Here is a 15999-nt window from a genome sequence, read left to right as displayed (position 1 = left end):
TAAAACATGTGGAAGTTTATATTACGGAGATTTTTAGTGATGATCCCGCAATTATTCGTGTTAAGTGTACTAGTCTTTTTACTAGCTAAAGCGATGCCCGGCGATGCATTAACAGGCAGAGCAATGAATCCGAAAGCGGATCCAAAAGTGATTGAAGAACAACGTGAAAAGCTTGGATTAAATGACCCAGTTACAACACAATATGTTCGCTGGATTAAAAATGCAGTGCAAGGTGACTTCGGTATTTCCTATGCACATAAAATGAAAGTAACTGATTTAATTGGAGAACGACTTGGAAATACAGTATCTTTAGCACTTGTTATTCTTATTCTTACTTATTTAATTGCCATACCACTGGGAGTTATAAGTGGGCGTTGGAACGATACATGGGCTGATCGACTCATTACCATTTACAACTATCTAGGTTTTGCTACACCACTATTTATATTTGCATTAATTATGCTCTTCCTATTCGGATTTAAGTTTGCAATATTCCCAACCGGTGGTAGCGTAGATCCTCAAGTTGCAACAGGTACATTCGCTTACTATTTAAGCAAATTAAATCACATGCTACTACCAGCTTTATCTGGCGCACTTATTGCAACAGTTGGTACTGTTCAATATTTACGAAGCGAAATTATTGATACGAAATATAAAGATTTTGTACGTACAGTACGAGCAAAAGGTGTTCCAGAATCAAAAATCTATTCTAGACATATTTTACGAAATTCATTCTTACCAATTGCAGCCTTCTTAGGTTATGAAATTACAGGATTGGTTGGCGGTGCCATCTTCTTAGAAAGTATTTTTAGCTATCCAGGAATTGGACAACTATTTATACAATCTATCTCTCAACGCGATTTTAGTGTAATAACTGCACTCGTTATGTTTACTGGATTTGCAACGTTACTTGGAACTCTCCTTTCAGATATTATTCTAAGCATCGTCGATCCACGTATTCGTATTGATTAAAGAAAGGAGCAGACGTTATGTTAGCAAACCCTGAAAAACAAACTGAAGTTGTTCATTACGAAAAAAGCCCTTCTGGTTTCTCTATTATGTGGCGAGAACTTCGTAAAGATAAATTAGCAATGTTTTCACTTGTTTTCCTAGCAATCTTATTACTAGCGGTCTATGCAACATCTTTTATTATGAAACAAGAAGATATTGTACGAGTTGATTTATTCGCTATTTATGCTCCTCCCTCTGCTGAACATTGGTTAGGAACAGATTATGGAGGACGCGATATTTTCGGCCAACTTATTATTGGTACACGTAACTCTTTTACAATTGGATTAGCAATTACTATTCTTTCTTGTTTAATTGGCCTTTCAATTGGATTAATTGCCGGTTATTTTGGAGGAGCAATTGATAATATGATTATGCGCGTTATCGACTTCGTTATGGTTTTACCATTTTTAATGCTTGTAATTGTATTTATTACACTTGTTCCTACATTCAATATCTTTACTTTCATTTTAATTATGAGCGTGTTCTTATGGACAGGAAAAGCAAGATTAATTCGCTCAAAAGTATTAACTGAAAAAGAACTCGATTATGTCTCTGCATCAAAAACATTAGGAACACCAAACTGGAAGATCATTCTTTTCCAAGTACTACCTAACTTAAGTTCCATTATCATTGTTAGCGTTACATTAAACCTTGCTGGAAACATCGGTATTGAATCTGGGCTAACTTTCTTAGGATTTGGTCTACCAGAAAGTACCCCAAGCCTTGGCACACTTGTTAGTTATGCTAGAAATCCAGATGTATTACAAGAGAAATGGTGGATTTGGTTACCCGCATCAGTCATGATTTTAACATTGATGCTGTGTATAAATTTTATTGGTCAAGCGCTACGCCGTTCGGCCGACGCAAGACAAAGAAAAGGATAAGGGGTGGAAGAAATGACAAATAAGCCAAAGTTTTTCAAAGTATTAAGTACACTTGCAGTTTCAACATTACTACTTTCAGCATGTGGGGGCAGTGGTGGTAGTGAAAAAACGAGCAGCACAAAAAAAGTAGATACAAATAAATTTAGTACAAATGTTAAAAATGATAAAAAGGAAGTTAAAGATGGTTCATTAACATATGGTCTTGTTTCTAACACACCATTTGAAGGACTTTTGAACTTTGCTGTATATGAAGGAGATCCTGATAACCAAGTCATTACCATTTTCGATGAATCTTTATTATCAAATGACGAAAACTGGGAATATACGAATGATGGCGCTGCTACATATGAAATTTCTAAAGATAAAAAGACAATTACATTAAAAATTAAAGATAATGTAAAATGGCATGATGGAAACCCTGTTACCGCTGAGGATTTAGAATACTCTTATCTGGTGATTGGTAGCAAACAATATGCTGGTTCTCGCTATGATTCTCAAATGCAAATGATTGAAGGTATGGAAGATTATCATAATGGAAAAGCCGAAAAAATTTCAGGTATAAAAGTAACGGATCCAAAAACAATTTCGATTACGTTTAAAGAACCAAATCCTTCAGTGAAAACTGGGCTTTGGACATACCCTCTTCATAAGAAATACTTAGGAGATGTACCAATCGATAAATTAGCAGAATCTGATAAAATTCGTAAAAATCCAATTGGTTTCGGACCTTTTAAAGTGAAGAAAATTACTCCTGGAGAATCCGTTGAATTCGAACGTTTTGATGACTATTATGGCGGAAAACCAAAACTGAAAAGCATGGTTTTAAAAGTTGTTAACCCTTCTGTTGTTAACGCGTCCTTAAAAAATGGTGATATTGACATTGCTGAAGTAAGTGCAGATCAATATCCAAATGTAAGTAAATTAAAAAATGCACAATTAGTCGGTAAAACCGATTTATACTATAGTTATATCGGCTTTAAATTAGGCCATATGGATAAAGAAAAAGAAGAAGTAGTAATGGATAAGGATAAATTTAAAGATGTTCGTGTACGTCAAGCGATGGCGTATGCTATTGATCGAAAAGAAATTGGTGAAAAATTATATCATGGCCTACGTTATCCAGCTAACTCACCAATTCCACCATCTCTACCAAAATATCATAACAATAAAATTGGTGCCTATGATAAAGATGTAGAGAAAGCTAAAAAGTTATTAGATGAAGCTGGCTATAAAGATACGAACGGAGATGGATTCCGTGAAGATCCAAATGGTAAAGAATTTAAAGCTAATTTCTTATCAATGAGTGGTAGCGATGTAAGTGAACCACTTGCAAAATTCTTTATTCAATCTTGGAAAGACATCGGCCTAAAAGTAGAACTTCTTGATGGTCGCTTACACGAATTCAACTCATTCTACGATATGATTAAAAAAGATGATCCAAAGGTTGACCTTTTCGCTGCCGCTTGGGGAACTGCATCTGATCCAGACCCTTCTGGTATTTGGGCTAAAAACGCACCGTTCAATTACACACGTTGGGCTACTGACAAAAACACAGAATTATTAAAACAGGGTATTTCTAAAGAAGCTGCTGATGAAAAATACCGTAAAGATGTCTACGATAAATGGCAAAAATTAGTTCACGATGAAGTACCATTAATTCCACTTCATTATAAATTTGACTTAAAAGGTGTAAATAATCGCGTAAAAGATTATAAATACACACCAGAAGATCAATACAAGTGGGGTAAAGTTAGCGTAACAAGCGATAAAGCAGAAACAGAGAAATAAGAAAATAGCTCCTGGCATCTACATACATGCTAGGAGCTATTTTTTCTTTACCATCCTTCTCTTACTATTAATAACAACCAATTCCTTCCCTACTCTAAGATTAAAAGATTTGATGAATTATCTTTATTACAACAGCTAACGTAACAGATGCAGCAAATCCCCCTAAACAAATAAGACCGACACCTTGGCTATATGATAAATTTTGAAGTGCTTTCATCTTTTCCATCCTCCCTATCTCCCCTTCGTTATTTTTATTTTACCAATGGAATAAATTTCATAACATCGATTTTTCTGACAAAAAACTTACAAATTTGTAAGTTAATATTTTCTAAAACTTATGTATCTATTATGTCCACACTCGCCCCTTTTATACGTCAAAAAAGACCTCGAATTATATCAAGGTCTTGCTTACACTACAAAATATTTCACTCAATTTATTTAATAATCATCACCGGACATTTCACACGCTTTGCTATTTTATGACTCACACTACCAAGCACCATTTCTTGCAATGTATTTAACCCTCTACTCCCAGCAATAACAAGATCTATATCTCCTGTATTTACATATTGAACAATCGTATCTCCTGGATCGCCATGTAATATCGTAATTGTATAAGAAATGTTCTCTTTCTTTAATAACCCTTCAATCTCTTTTAATTTATCTTTTCGACTAGCCGTTATTGTTTCTAAATCTGTTTGACCTTGTATAATATCTGATTTTGCTGTTCTATTATCTACTACGTACACAACTTCAACATTTGCTTCTTCGCTACATTTCGCAATATATGTTGCATGTTCCGCTGCTCGAAGTGCATGTTCAGAACCGTCACATGCTAATATAATTTGTTTATACATATGCTGAATCCCCTTTTCGTTATCCTACTCGTATTATATAATAAAGCCCCCTAAAAAGGAGGCTTCTAACTAGCAATTCTTTTATTATAAGTAGCTAAATTAGTAACAAGTTTTGCACTACGTTCATTTAATCCCGTTATACTTACTTTCACGCCACTTTGTTCATACTTCATGATAACTTTATCAATTGATGCCACTGCTGAATCATCCCATATGTGTGCGTGAGAAAAATTTAACTCAATTTCTTTTACATCTTCCTCAAATGAAAAATTATTTATAAAATCTGCCGTAGATACAAAGAAAAGTTGACCATGAATTTCGTATATTTTCTTATTTTCAATATATAAATGTTTCACGTGAATCTTTGCCATATTGAATGCAAATAAAACCACACTAATTACTGTTCCGATAATTACACCTAATGCTAAATTATGTGTAATTAAGACCACCACAACTGTTACAATCATAACAAATGCATTTCCTTTTGGTACTTTATGAATCGTTGTTACAGAGTTCCAATCAAATGTTCCAATTGAAACCATAATCATAACTGCAACTAAAGCTGCCATCGGAATATGAACGACATAATCACCTAAAACAAATAGTAATATGATTAAAAATCCGCCCGCTACAAACGTCGATAATCGCCCGCGTCCACCTGATTTAATATTAATAACAGATTGTCCAATCATTGCACATCCTGCCATTCCTCCGAAGAAACCAGCAACAATGTTTGCAATCCCTTGTCCACGTGCTTCCTTATGCTTATTACTTTCCGTATGCGTCATATCATCTAAAACTGAAGCTGTTAATAATGACTCTAGTAAACCAATAATTGCAAGCATAACTGCGTACGGTAAAATAATCCCTAATGTCTCAAGTGTAAAAGGCACGTCAGGCATGCTAAAGAACGGTAATTCTTTCGGCAGACTTCCCATATCCCCTACTGTTTTCAACTGTAATCCACTCATAATTGCAATACTTGTTACAACAATAATGGAAATAAGTGTAGACGGAACAGCCGTCGTAATACGTGGAAATACATATATAATGACAAGTCCTAATGCGACAAGTGCATACATTTGCCAAGTTGCGTTTTTAAAATGCGGCAATTGTGCTGTAAAAACTAAAATTCCAAGTGAATTTAAAAAACCACTCATAACAGATTTAGGTACAAACTTCATAAATGAGCTCAGTTTGAACACACCAAAAATAATTTGGACAATCCCCGTTAATATTGTTGTAGCAAATAAGTATTGCAAACCATGATCTTTAACAAGCGTTACCATTAACAATGCCATTGCACCTATTGCAGCTGAAATCATTCCAGTTCGTCCACCAACAAATGAAATGGTAACGGCAATACAAAAGGCTGCGTACAACCCAACGGTCGGATCCACGCCTGCAATAACAGAGAAAGCAATTGCTTCAGGGATTAACGCTAAAGCAACAACTATTCCTGATAGCACATCCCCTTTCACGTTGGAGAACCAATCATTTTTTATCGTCTGAAACAAAATACCACTCCTCTACTCTTTTATCCCACTATTTTCCGGGCAAGTAAGACCCCCACCTCAAACTTCAGCGACAACAAAGAAGTGAGGTGGGGATCAACTGCCCATAAAAGCTCGATTGGTGAAGGCTAATAATCATTGGGAGATGAACAACCACTGATTAAAGTTTCACTTTATCATTTGATTTTCTCCATAAGAAAATCTAGCCGACTGCACGAAGGCTATTATATAACGAGTAGAGGATTTTGCGCTATGTAAAAGTTTCCTAAAGAAAAAGACGCTACCTTAGCAGCGTCTTCTCTCATTTCATTAATGTCCACCGTGCCCTTGACCACTTTCTTGCACAATCTCTAACCTCTCATCTAATATTCCTTGTGTTTCAAATGAAATATCACTCGTACTTCCTAATAAGAAGCCGTGGTTATACGGTCCAAGCGTTGGGTCATCTTTAAACTTCGGTTGAATACTTGCAAGGAAATCATACACTGGTTGTGAAGCTTTTCCTTCCTCTAATAAGATAACGGGGGCATGTTTACCCATATGTGAAAATGGTGCTCCTGCAACTGCTAAGTCTGGTGTTTTGCTTGAAACAAATGATACACCGTGACCTGGTTTTGTGAACCCCCATCCAAATTTTGTTTTTTCATCTTTAAACTTTGCAAATGCAATAGAATTTTCTACTGGAGTCTCTCCACTAATACGCGTTACTTTCCCGTATTTGCTTAACTCTTTTTCTACTTCTTTTGAAATGATTTTTTCTGGTCCTAGTACATATATATTTGCTTTATCTTTTCGCATCTTTAATGCCTCTATCGTCGCTTTTGGCACTTTATTCTTTTCTGTATAAAGTAGTGGTTCTGGCATATGAGAAATCCAGTTTACAGCTGGTGTTGTATATAAACGCCCTTCCTCTTCAGATGAGCCGATAATAACACTATTCGGATAACTACCTGTTATATCGGCATATTCTTTATCCACATCTTTAGCAAATGTAGCTGGGTCCGTTTCTTTTATTTGCTTTACTTTATACTCTTTTAATTGCTCAAGGATAGATGCATCGACATCCCCCATCACCATAATTTGTGTTCCATCTTTCGTTCCGAGCGGATTTAATCGTTTTATTTCTTTTAATGTCATTTCGGGTACCTTTTCTTTTTCTATAAATAGAATCGGTCCGTTATTCGGATGATGAATAAGGTCTGCACTTGCAATACCTAATTGCCAGTCTTTTACTGGTACTAAAATAACAGCGCCTGGCTGATTCTCTTTATGCGTTGCTGGCCATATCGTCTGCGAAGTTAATACTGCCATTTGAAGAGGATCATTTGTGTTTAATCTCGTTACATTTTTTAAACTTGTCGTTAATAAATCATTTGCTGCACCTTGATTCATTTCTTTCGGCGCAGTTACCTGCTGATTCATTTTCATTTCCTTCTTCTCTGTTTTCTTCGCTTCTTTAGATTCATGATTTTTATGATCTGCATTTGTTTGTCCACACGCCGCAAGACCAACTGCTGTAATTATTGTTATCCCAAAAACTCGGGTCATTTTTTTCACTATACCGCCTCCGTATAAATCATTTTCGAGCCAATATGATTACCTAAAATGGAATTTCAACTTTACAATAACAAGCAATTCTGAAGAAATTATGCAGACGCATTACAATCTGCACCATTTCTTCATGATTTTGCATTACAATTTAAGTAAAGATTACATATGGAGGGCTCTCTATGATTGATATACTGCTCGTAGACGATGAACCGAGAATGCTTGAATTATTAACGCTTTATCTTACTCCAATTGGATATAACTGCATATGTGCACGATCCGGAGAAGAAGCGATTTCACATATAGAAAATCAAAACTTTAAATTTATTTTACTGGATATTATGATGCCAAAGATGGACGGATGGGAAACGTGTAAAAAAATCCGCTCATTTAGTAACGTTCCTATCATTATGGTAACAGCTCGTGATCAAACGGTAGATGTCGTCCAAGGATTAAAAATCGGAGCAGATGATTACGTAACGAAACCTTTCCATGAAGAAGAGCTTTTCGCGAGAATTGAAGCTGTTTTAAGGCGAACGAATCAACGGACGCAAATCCAATATCACGGCATTTTATGGGATGAGGCAAAGCATTTCGTTTCTGTCTATAACGAAGAACTTCTTCTTACACCAATTGAATTCTCTTTACTCGGATTATTTTTACGTCATGTGAACTATGTATTGAACCGTGATCAGCTCATTGAACGAATTTGGGGATTAAATACAAATACAGAAGATAGAACTGTCGATTCACATATTCGTAATTTGCGTGATAAATTACGAAAAGTGAATTTCCCTATTGATGATCATTTAAAAACTGTGTACGGAGTTGGCTATCGATGGGTTGATACTCTAGATTAAGGAGCAAAGCAATGAAGCGAATTTCTATTCAGCTCGGATTTTATTTTTTGATTGTTACACTTTTAATCGAAAGTGTTCTATTTGTCTCGCTTTATTATAGTCTTGTCAACAATAGAGTAAATGAAGAAATGACAGCTTTATTAAAACGCGGAAATAGTCACAGAGATGTCCTTGAAAAGTATTTTGATAAGCAAACAATCTCTCATGTTGCACTAATGGAATCCGAAGCCGAAACCACTGTTGTTATTACAAATGCAAATAAGGAAGTACTAGCTAAATCCAATGAAATAAATACTACTATAAAAAAGCATATTGAAAAGATGCAAACACGGACAGATCATGATGGAGCGATTATAGAGAATCACTGGAAAACATCTAATTATATATGTACGGTTAGTCCCATCATAGTAGCTGGAAAACATGAGGGGTATGTGTATATGTTTCTTGGGACAGAATCTATTGAAAAGTTGGTGAATGGATTAACAAAACAATTCATTATCGCAGGTGCCATCACGTTTCTACTCACAGTCATTACCATTTTTCTTTTATCTCGGTTATTAACAAAACCATTGTTACACATGAAACATGCCACTGAAAAAATGAGTAAAGGAGATTTATCAGTTTCATTAACGACTACTCGAAATGATGAAATTGGTGAAATTGGTGAACTAGCATCATCTATTCAAACACTCGCAAATGATTTACATTATATGAAAACAGAGCGAAGTGAATTTCTAGCAAGTGTTGCTCATGAATTACGAACACCTTTGACATACGTAAGAGGTTACGCTGACATTGCTTTAAAAGAAACCACATCTCCCAAGCAACGTTTACGATATTTATCTATTATAAAAGATGAGTCTGATTACATCACAAACTTAGTTCAAGATTTGTTCTCCCTTGCACAAATGGAACAACATAACTTTTCTATTCAAGTAAAGGAAGTGCATTTACACACCTTCCTTACGCGTATATGTGAAAAAGTAAACGCCATGTATAAAGAAAGGTACATTACAGTTTCTTTCTCTTGTCCTCCTACACTGCTAGTAAACTTAGATGAACAACGATTCGAACAAGTTGTGGTGAATATTTTAAATAACGCTTATAGACATTCAAAAAAGCATTCTCATATAAACATTTCTGTTACAGAAGAACATAAAAGTATTTCCATTGCAATTGAAGATGAAGGCGAAGGTATTCCGCTTGAAGACCTCCCTCACATTTTCGACCGCTTTTATCGAGTTGATAAAGCGAGATCACGAGCTACAGGCGGAACTGGTTTAGGATTATCTATCGTGAAAGAAATTGTAGAGCTGCACGGTGGGAATATTACTGTAACGAGCGAAGTTGATCACGGATCTTGCTTTATTATTTCATTGCCATCTATACAAAAACACGACTACCATCAGTAGTCGTGTTTCTTTATCATTTTACTTTATAATATAAGTTTACAAATTGCCCAAAACGTTTCGTATCCGTTAAAGTTAAATGAATTTCTGGGTTCTTGTCTTGAAATAACGGAACTCCAGAACCTAATATATGCGGTGTAATCGTAACAACATATTCATCAATTAAATTATTCTTAAAGAACTCTCTCAGTAGACTCCCTCCACCGACCATCCATATTTTAGATCCTTCTTGCTCTTTCAACCTTTTCGTAAACTCCACTACATCTTCATTTACAAACTCCACATGTTCGTTTGAACCTTTTTCTGAGTTAGAGAAAACATAACATTTTTTATCTACATACGGGAATGTGTCCATATGCTCTACTACATAATCGTACGCTCTTTTCCCCATAATTATTGTATCAATCGTTTCATACATTTCTGTATAACCGTTATCTCCCTCTCCTTCCGTTTCCATTAACCACTCTAAATCATCATTTTCTTTCGCAATATATCCATCTAAGCTCGCCGCAATAAATAAAACGATTTCACGTGACATATCTTTTCCTCCTTGCATCTCATCTTGATAATCATCTTGATAACATATGATGTAAACAATATACTAACAATAAAACATGACAATTTATGTCATGTTAAAAAGAAAAAAGGTGATACATTTGTCAAAAGCTAAACGCTTATTAGATATTCTTATATTTGCTTCTGCCAAAAAGACATTTACAGCGCAAGAAATAGCTGATGAATTTAATATCTCCGTTCGTACTGTCCATAGATACATTTTAGATTTAAGCGATATGGGGTTGCCCATTTACGCAGAACAAGGTCGTAACGGCGGCTATAAAGTATTAACGAATAGAGTCATTCCACCTATCTTATTTACGGAAGAAGAAGCAGTCTCCATCTTTTTTGCTTTTCAATCTTTAAGTTACTATCGCGATTTGCCTTTTAACACAGAAATCAATTCCGTTACACATAAACTGTATAGCTCCCTACAACATGATGCGAAAGTGAAAGTTGATAAAATACGTTCTTACATCGCCTTTTGGAATCCGAAGCGTACAATTGATACACCTCTTTTAAACGAAGTACTAACTGCGGCTATTGAAAATAAAAATTTACAATTTCAATATGAATCTAAATCAGGGATCAAAACAAAACACGTTCATCCTATTGGTGTATATGCGCATGACGGGCTATGGTACTTACCATCCTATGACTTCAGTAGAAAAAAAGTATTACTGTATCGCGTTGATCGTATTCTTTCTATATTATCAACGGAAGAAAATGAAGATACATTCATGAATTTAGAAGAGTGGTTTGCCTCTAACTCTAACGTAATACATAGTCCTACTCAGTTACATGTTTTACTAACAACAGAAGGTGTACGCCAATGTAAAAGCGTGCCTTACCTTGAAGAATTCGTTGTAGTAAACGAGGACGGGACAGGATATATACATTCAACAATTGATAAAGGTGAAATAAACTTTATTATCCCTTTATTTTATAGACTTGGAAAAGATGCAAAAGTGTTAGAACCGAAAGAATTAATAGATGGTTTACGTATACGTGCGAAGGAAATTTTACATATGTATGAAGACGAAAAAAGCTGCTAGATGTAAGCAGCTTTTTAGTCTCTTTGTTACTATTGACGAATATCAATCCACCAACGATGTTTCGCATTCATATTTTCAGTGTCGCCAGTCCCTCTGTAATTGAAAGCATCCAAAAAGATTGAATCTAGTTTATCCTCATCTACAAAATAACCTAAGTTAACCTTCACCGTTTCTCCTGGTCGGATACTACCAATATTGTAGAAGCTTTTTCCATCTCCATGAGGCTCTAAATAATCAACTTCGCCTGTCATAATATTTTTTTCTGCGATTCCATCTTCTTTAGCGTAGTTCCATGCATTCCCTTCAAATTTAAGCTGTTTTATAGATGGATGCATATAGATTTCTTCTGTCGACTTTTTACCAATATTTTTTACTGTTGTTTTTAAGTAAACAAACTTAGGATTAACTAATTTTGTTTCTACTAATTTATGAATTGAATCTTTACCATTTCCAAGTTTATATACATCGCGTCTATATGGTATCAATTGTCCCTCTTGATCCAAAGCTTGATTCTTGCTTAATATCTCTAGGCCAAGTTCATTAAAGTTCTCTTGTTTAAAATCTTTGATTGAATCAAAGACTTCAACTTTTTCTATCACATATTCAATTTGGCTGTTATCCATAGATATCGTTACTGGAACCTTTTGCCCTATATGAAATAGTCTTTTGCTATCCTTCTTCAAAGGAATTACCTTAGTTGTTTTACTTTCTTGGCTAAAATACTTTTTATCATAATCGCTTATATATGATGACTTTTCTTTTGACGTGGGCTCAAGTGAAATGCTCCCTAGCACATCTATCATTTGTTCTTCGTTTATATCATTTCCAATATAACTTTGTAACATAATTCCTTCTTCCTCAAAATAGAGAAAAATTACTCTATTAAACATTAAATCTTTATTACCATTTTCTCTATGAACAATTACTGCCTTCTTACCATTTATCTCTTTTTCTTCATAACTTTTCGAGTACAGAGTTGGAAAATCTGAATTCCCTCCTACTCTCCAAAGAACGAATGAAAATCCCCCCATTGCGTAGTTATCTTTAAATGAATATTTCATAGCACTATCATCAATTGCTTCCATATTTTCTGGCAATTTACCTATTTTCAACTTATACCACTTATCACTCTTTTTTGAGTCCTTGTTTGATACCGAAACATTTACTTCGTAATTTTGTTTTTGGACAATCATATTATAGACTTTCACTGCACCAAAAACGGTTGTCGGCATACCAATCAATAAGCAAGCAGCAGCGATTAACATACGATGTTTTTTACGCTTTTTCTGTGGCTTCTCGTCTTTCAGCTTCATTTCCTCCATAAACAATTTCTTTTTGCGCGTATATGTATGTGAAAATTCATGTTGTTCTTCGAGTTTATCAAAATCATCTAAAGCAATCTTTTCAGCAAGTTCATATATTTCTTTGGAGTTCTTTGAATTCGTCATGTTGTATACCTCCTATCATATTTTGGACTCTTTTTCGAGCACGCTCAAACTGCTTGCGGACATTGACTTCCGTTATCCCCATAACACTTGAAATTTCTTGATACGTTAAGTTATAGAAGACTTTATACTTAAACACCTGTCTATTAGACTCATTTAACCCTTTTAGTAATGCATCAATTTGAACCTCAGACATTTTACGTTTTTCCCACTCTTCAATATTTTCATCTACTGCTTCTATCGATTCTCTTTCATATTCTTCTAAAAATGTTTCATGTCGTTTATTTTTCCGGTAACTATCAATCGCCTTGTTTTTCGCGATCCTCAAAATGTAGCGTTTAAGTTCTTCAGTACTCAAGCTATGGAGCTTTTCCAAGTTCTTATAAAGAGTAATAAACGTCTCTTGAACTGCATCTTCTGCCTGCTGAATATTATTTAAAATAGAATAAGCTACATAATAAACCTTTTGTTCGTACAACTCGTATAGCTCTTCCATCTTTTCATAATCGTTGTTTGTAACTTTCATATAATTCCTCCTCTCACTCTATATAACGAATGAGCACCATACTTTGTGACACTGCAAAATCTTTTTATAGATAAAATTTAATAATAGAATAAACAAAAGCCCAATTTCTCTATTTTAACTGAGAAATTGGGCTTTTGTTTATTAGAATTTTCCTAAAAACTTCTTTAAAACATCCCTCTTACACTTTTTCATTAAGCAGTATTTGCTCTATCGCCCCTTTTAATAAGCGCTTAGTCTCTTCAAAATTATGATTCTGCTTTTCTCCCGATTGTACCGTATAAAATTCAGCAAACGAGCGCTCTTTATATCTTGGTACGACATGCATATGGTAATGTGTTAACTCGTTAAATACTCCACCATTTTGACAAACTGTAACTCCATCTGGTTTATATAATGCCTTAATCGCTTTTGCAATAAGCTTAGAAGCATCCATAATGGATTTTGCTACAACATCATCTAATTCATCTACTTCTACAACATGCTGTTTTGGCACAATTAAAGTATGTCCTGGATAGAAAGGTGCATGATCTAAAAAACATGTTACATACTCATCTTCGTATACTCTATAAATTTTTTCCTCTTCGTTTGCTAATTTACATCCTAAACATTCCATCATACTTTCCCCCCTCTCTAAAACAGAAAAACGTGAGAGCCGTATTCTCACGTTTTTCTGTTTTACTTTATTAGCTCAATTGTTTCCGTAACTTTTATACTATCCTTTACAGATTGAACAATTGTGCAATTTTTCACTGCAAGCTGCAACGCCTTGTCCAACTGCTCTTCTGTAATGTTTTGTGCTTTAATTTTATAGTGCAAATGAACACTTTCAACTGGTTTTGATAAAGCATCACTTCTACCAATTTCCGTTTCAATTGTAAACGTATCATATGTAATACGTTTCTTTTCTAAAATTGTTCGAAAGACAATTGCACTGCATCCTGCGATAGAAGAAACGAGTAATTGTAACGGTGAATACCCGTTTTCTTTTCCAATCGCTAATTGACCATACGATAAATCTGCCTCAATATCATCTTGTTTGATGGTTAGTTTCATTTGTTGTCTCCACCTTCATCGGTTTCTGCCGTTTCTTATTTATATAATAATATATGTAGCAGAAAATGATAAATGGAATACCACAATATAACGCCATTCTTTGTTCTGGAATAAACGCTAAACTAATAACGACGATACTATTTGTAATTAAAGCTAAAATAGGAACAATTGGATATAACGGTGTTCTATATTTTAAGTCCTCTAACTTTCCTCCGCCTTTTATATACTGACTTCTAAAGCGCAATTGCGACAGGGCAATAATGATCCACCTTGAAACAGCTGATAAACCAGCTATAGATAATAAGTACATGTATACTGTATCTTCTGCAAGGAAACTTGTTAATAAAGATAAAGCAGCTACAGCAATTGTTACGACTAGCGCTGTAATTGGAATACCACGCTTATTTACTTTCTGGAAAGACTTTGGTGCCATTCCTTCATTTGCAAGTGACCATAGTATACGAGTTTCCGCATATAATCCTGAATTCGCTACAGATAGTAACGCTGTAATAATAACGAAGTTCATAATATCAGCTGCGTATGGAATACCGATTTTATCAAATACAACTACGAACGGACTTTCAATTACGCCAGCTTCTTTCCAAGAAATTAATCCTACTAAAATCGTCATTGTTAAAATGAAGAATAACATAATGCGCCATACTGTATTACGGATTGCACGTGGAATTGTTTTTTCTGGATTTTCACTTTCTCCCGCTGCAATCCCGATTAACTCTGTTCCTTGGAACGAGAAGTTAACTGTAATCATTGTAAGTAATACGGCAGCTAGTCCATTCGGGAATAACCCGCCTTCGCTTACAAAGTTAGAGAAAAGAGGTGCTGCTTCTTTTCCGTCATATGATATAAATCCTAATAATGCACTACCACCAAGAACAACAAAGGCAAGAATGGTAACTACTTTAATACTAGAGAACCAAAATTCTAATTCAGCATAACTTTTCGCCGAAATTGCGTTTGAAGCATATAAAATAACACCGAATACGAGACACCATACCCAAACATCAACATTCGGAAACCATCTTTTCATCATTAAACCGATTGACGTTAATTCTAATCCTACTGTTACTGCCCAGCCAAGCCAATATAGCCAGCCGATCATAAAGCCCGTTCCTGGTCCAATAAACTTCGTCGCATACTTTTGGAAAGAACCTGAAACTGGCATCGCTACCGTTAACTCTCCAAGACAAAGCATTGTTAAATACATAATAAATCCGCCTACTAAATATGAAAGGATGGCTCCCCCTGGTCCAGCCTGATTAATGGTGTAACCTGAACCTAAGAAAAAACCAGTTCCGATTACACCACCTAGTGCGATCATAAATAAATGTCTACTCTTCATCGTACGATGTAATTTCTCATTCGTTGGTTGCTGCATCTAAATCCTCCCCCTACCAATACCCCATGCCCATCAACTTAAGAATTTTCACTACCCCCAAGTGACAAAAAACGTTATTCTTTCTAAAAAGCTAGCTA

At 35.1% G+C, this 15999-nt stretch carries 16 protein-coding genes; 6 read left to right on the top strand and 10 right to left on the bottom strand.

All coding sequences use genetic code 11. From position 1 onward, the window contains the following. Positions 1-6 precede the first annotated feature (6 nt). The 3 genes from opp4B to opp4A are packed head-to-tail and all read left to right on the top strand — an operon-like array spanning position 7 to position 3683. The gene (gene opp4B / locus PDQ33_RS12585) at positions 7-972 is read left to right on the top strand and encodes an oligopeptide ABC transporter permease (protein ID WP_076872103.1); all 966 of its coding nucleotides are present in this window, start codon (positions 7-9) and stop codon (positions 970-972) included. A 17-nt stretch (positions 973-989) separates the two neighbouring features. Then, positions 990-1895, top strand: a complete 906-nt coding sequence (locus PDQ33_RS12580) for an ABC transporter permease (protein WP_000880741.1) — start codon at positions 990-992, stop codon at positions 1893-1895. Between the two features lie 12 nt (positions 1896-1907). Further along, positions 1908-3683, top strand: coding sequence for an oligopeptide ABC transporter substrate-binding protein (opp4A, locus tag PDQ33_RS12575; RefSeq protein WP_000182630.1), 1776 nt, complete (start codon positions 1908-1910; stop codon positions 3681-3683). A gap of 100 nt (positions 3684-3783) precedes the next feature. Here opp4A and PDQ33_RS12570 read toward each other — a convergent pair whose 3' ends face one another. From PDQ33_RS12570 to PDQ33_RS12555, 4 genes are all read right to left on the bottom strand, one after another. Further along, the gene (locus PDQ33_RS12570) at positions 3784-3909 is read right to left on the bottom strand and encodes a DUF4027 family protein (protein WP_000413914.1); all 126 of its coding nucleotides are present in this window, start codon (positions 3907-3909) and stop codon (positions 3784-3786) included. 208 nt (positions 3910-4117) lie between these two features. Next, positions 4118-4540 carry a universal stress protein gene (locus tag PDQ33_RS12565; protein ID WP_076872104.1) on the bottom strand — a complete coding sequence of 141 codons (423 nt, stop codon included), beginning with the start codon at positions 4538-4540 and terminating at the stop codon, positions 4118-4120. A gap of 65 nt (positions 4541-4605) precedes the next feature. Beyond that, complete coding sequence (locus tag PDQ33_RS12560; RefSeq protein WP_270755835.1) at positions 4606-6057, bottom strand: SulP family inorganic anion transporter; 1452 nt, start codon at positions 6055-6057, stop codon at positions 4606-4608. 306 nt (positions 6058-6363) lie between these two features. Beyond that, entirely contained in the window at positions 6364-7611 is a 1248-nt protein-coding gene (locus PDQ33_RS12555; RefSeq protein ID WP_000738890.1) for a cell wall-binding repeat-containing protein, read from the bottom strand. 173 nt (positions 7612-7784) lie between these two features. Between PDQ33_RS12555 and PDQ33_RS12550 the strand changes: the two genes are divergently transcribed. Next, a complete protein-coding gene (locus PDQ33_RS12550) occupies positions 7785-8462 on the top strand; it encodes a response regulator transcription factor (protein WP_000565459.1) in 678 nt (225 codons plus the stop codon). 11 nt (positions 8463-8473) lie between these two features. Then, on the top strand, positions 8474-9874 hold the full coding sequence (locus tag PDQ33_RS12545; RefSeq protein ID WP_076872105.1) for a sensor histidine kinase: 1401 nt from the start codon (positions 8474-8476) through the stop codon (positions 9872-9874). Between the two features lie 13 nt (positions 9875-9887). On the opposite strand, the gene PDQ33_RS12540 is transcribed toward PDQ33_RS12545, so the two are convergent. Then, positions 9888-10409, bottom strand: a complete 522-nt coding sequence (locus PDQ33_RS12540; protein ID WP_270755838.1) for a dihydrofolate reductase family protein — start codon at positions 10407-10409, stop codon at positions 9888-9890. Positions 10410-10485: 76 nt separating this feature from the next. Here PDQ33_RS12540 and PDQ33_RS12535 point away from each other — a divergent pair, with 76 nt between their 5' ends. After that, the gene (locus PDQ33_RS12535; RefSeq protein ID WP_170930443.1) at positions 10486-11481 is read left to right on the top strand and encodes a helix-turn-helix transcriptional regulator; all 996 of its coding nucleotides are present in this window, start codon (positions 10486-10488) and stop codon (positions 11479-11481) included. Positions 11482-11510: 29 nt separating this feature from the next. Here PDQ33_RS12535 and PDQ33_RS12530 read toward each other — a convergent pair whose 3' ends face one another. The 5 genes from PDQ33_RS12530 to PDQ33_RS12510 form a co-directional block, all read right to left on the bottom strand. Then, the gene (locus PDQ33_RS12530) at positions 11511-12929 is read right to left on the bottom strand and encodes an ECF-type sigma factor negative effector (protein ID WP_000185095.1); all 1419 of its coding nucleotides are present in this window, start codon (positions 12927-12929) and stop codon (positions 11511-11513) included. Continuing rightward, a complete protein-coding gene (locus tag PDQ33_RS12525) occupies positions 12895-13452 on the bottom strand; it encodes an RNA polymerase sigma factor (protein WP_076872106.1) in 558 nt (185 codons plus the stop codon). Before PDQ33_RS12525 ends, PDQ33_RS12530 begins: the two co-directional genes overlap by 35 nt. Positions 13453-13630: 178 nt before the next feature. After that, entirely contained in the window at positions 13631-14068 is a 438-nt protein-coding gene (locus PDQ33_RS12520; RefSeq protein WP_000969618.1) for an HIT family protein, read from the bottom strand. A gap of 59 nt (positions 14069-14127) precedes the next feature. Then, complete coding sequence (locus PDQ33_RS12515) at positions 14128-14505, bottom strand: OsmC family protein (protein WP_000778863.1); 378 nt, start codon at positions 14503-14505, stop codon at positions 14128-14130. Then, complete coding sequence (locus PDQ33_RS12510; RefSeq protein ID WP_270755841.1) at positions 14480-15901, bottom strand: amino acid permease; 1422 nt, start codon at positions 15899-15901, stop codon at positions 14480-14482. The genes PDQ33_RS12515 and PDQ33_RS12510 overlap by 26 nt, the downstream gene beginning before the upstream one ends. Positions 15902-15999: the final 98 nt, after the last annotated feature.

Source organism: Bacillus cereus group sp. Bc031, from assembly GCF_027716265.1.
Taxonomy (GTDB): domain Bacteria; phylum Bacillota; class Bacilli; order Bacillales; family Bacillaceae_G; genus Bacillus_A; species Bacillus_A paranthracis.
The sequence above is the reverse complement of the archived record's forward strand: the minus strand, read 5'-3'. Positions and strand labels throughout refer to the sequence as shown.

Bases quoted from the DNA above. Each gene is read 5' to 3' on its own strand.
- PDQ33_RS12580 (WP_000880741.1), top strand. From the start codon at position 990: ATGTTAGCAAACCCTGAAAAACAAACTGAAGTTGTTCATTACGAAAAA.
- opp4B (WP_076872103.1), top strand. From the start codon at position 7: ATGTGGAAGTTTATATTACGGAGATTTTTAGTGATGATCCCGCAATTA.
- PDQ33_RS12525 (WP_076872106.1), bottom strand. From the start codon at position 13,452: ATGAAAGTTACAAACAACGATTATGAAAAGATGGAAGAGCTATACGAG.
- PDQ33_RS12530 (WP_000185095.1), bottom strand. From the start codon at position 12,929: ATGACGAATTCAAAGAACTCCAAAGAAATATATGAACTTGCTGAAAAG.
- opp4A (WP_000182630.1), top strand. From the start codon at position 1,908: ATGACAAATAAGCCAAAGTTTTTCAAAGTATTAAGTACACTTGCAGTT.
- PDQ33_RS12540 (WP_270755838.1), bottom strand. From the start codon at position 10,409: ATGTCACGTGAAATCGTTTTATTTATTGCGGCGAGCTTAGATGGATAT.
- PDQ33_RS12515 (WP_000778863.1), bottom strand. From the start codon at position 14,505: ATGAAACTAACCATCAAACAAGATGATATTGAGGCAGATTTATCGTAT.
- PDQ33_RS12565 (WP_076872104.1), bottom strand. From the start codon at position 4,540: ATGTATAAACAAATTATATTAGCATGTGACGGTTCTGAACATGCACTT.
- PDQ33_RS12520 (WP_000969618.1), bottom strand. From the start codon at position 14,068: ATGATGGAATGTTTAGGATGTAAATTAGCAAACGAAGAGGAAAAAATT.
- PDQ33_RS12550 (WP_000565459.1), top strand. From the start codon at position 7,785: ATGATTGATATACTGCTCGTAGACGATGAACCGAGAATGCTTGAATTA.
- PDQ33_RS12510 (WP_270755841.1), bottom strand. From the start codon at position 15,901: ATGCAGCAACCAACGAATGAGAAATTACATCGTACGATGAAGAGTAGA.
- PDQ33_RS12545 (WP_076872105.1), top strand. From the start codon at position 8,474: ATGAAGCGAATTTCTATTCAGCTCGGATTTTATTTTTTGATTGTTACA.
- PDQ33_RS12535 (WP_170930443.1), top strand. From the start codon at position 10,486: ATGACAATTTATGTCATGTTAAAAAGAAAAAAGGTGATACATTTGTCA.
- PDQ33_RS12570 (WP_000413914.1), bottom strand. From the start codon at position 3,909: ATGGAAAAGATGAAAGCACTTCAAAATTTATCATATAGCCAAGGTGTC.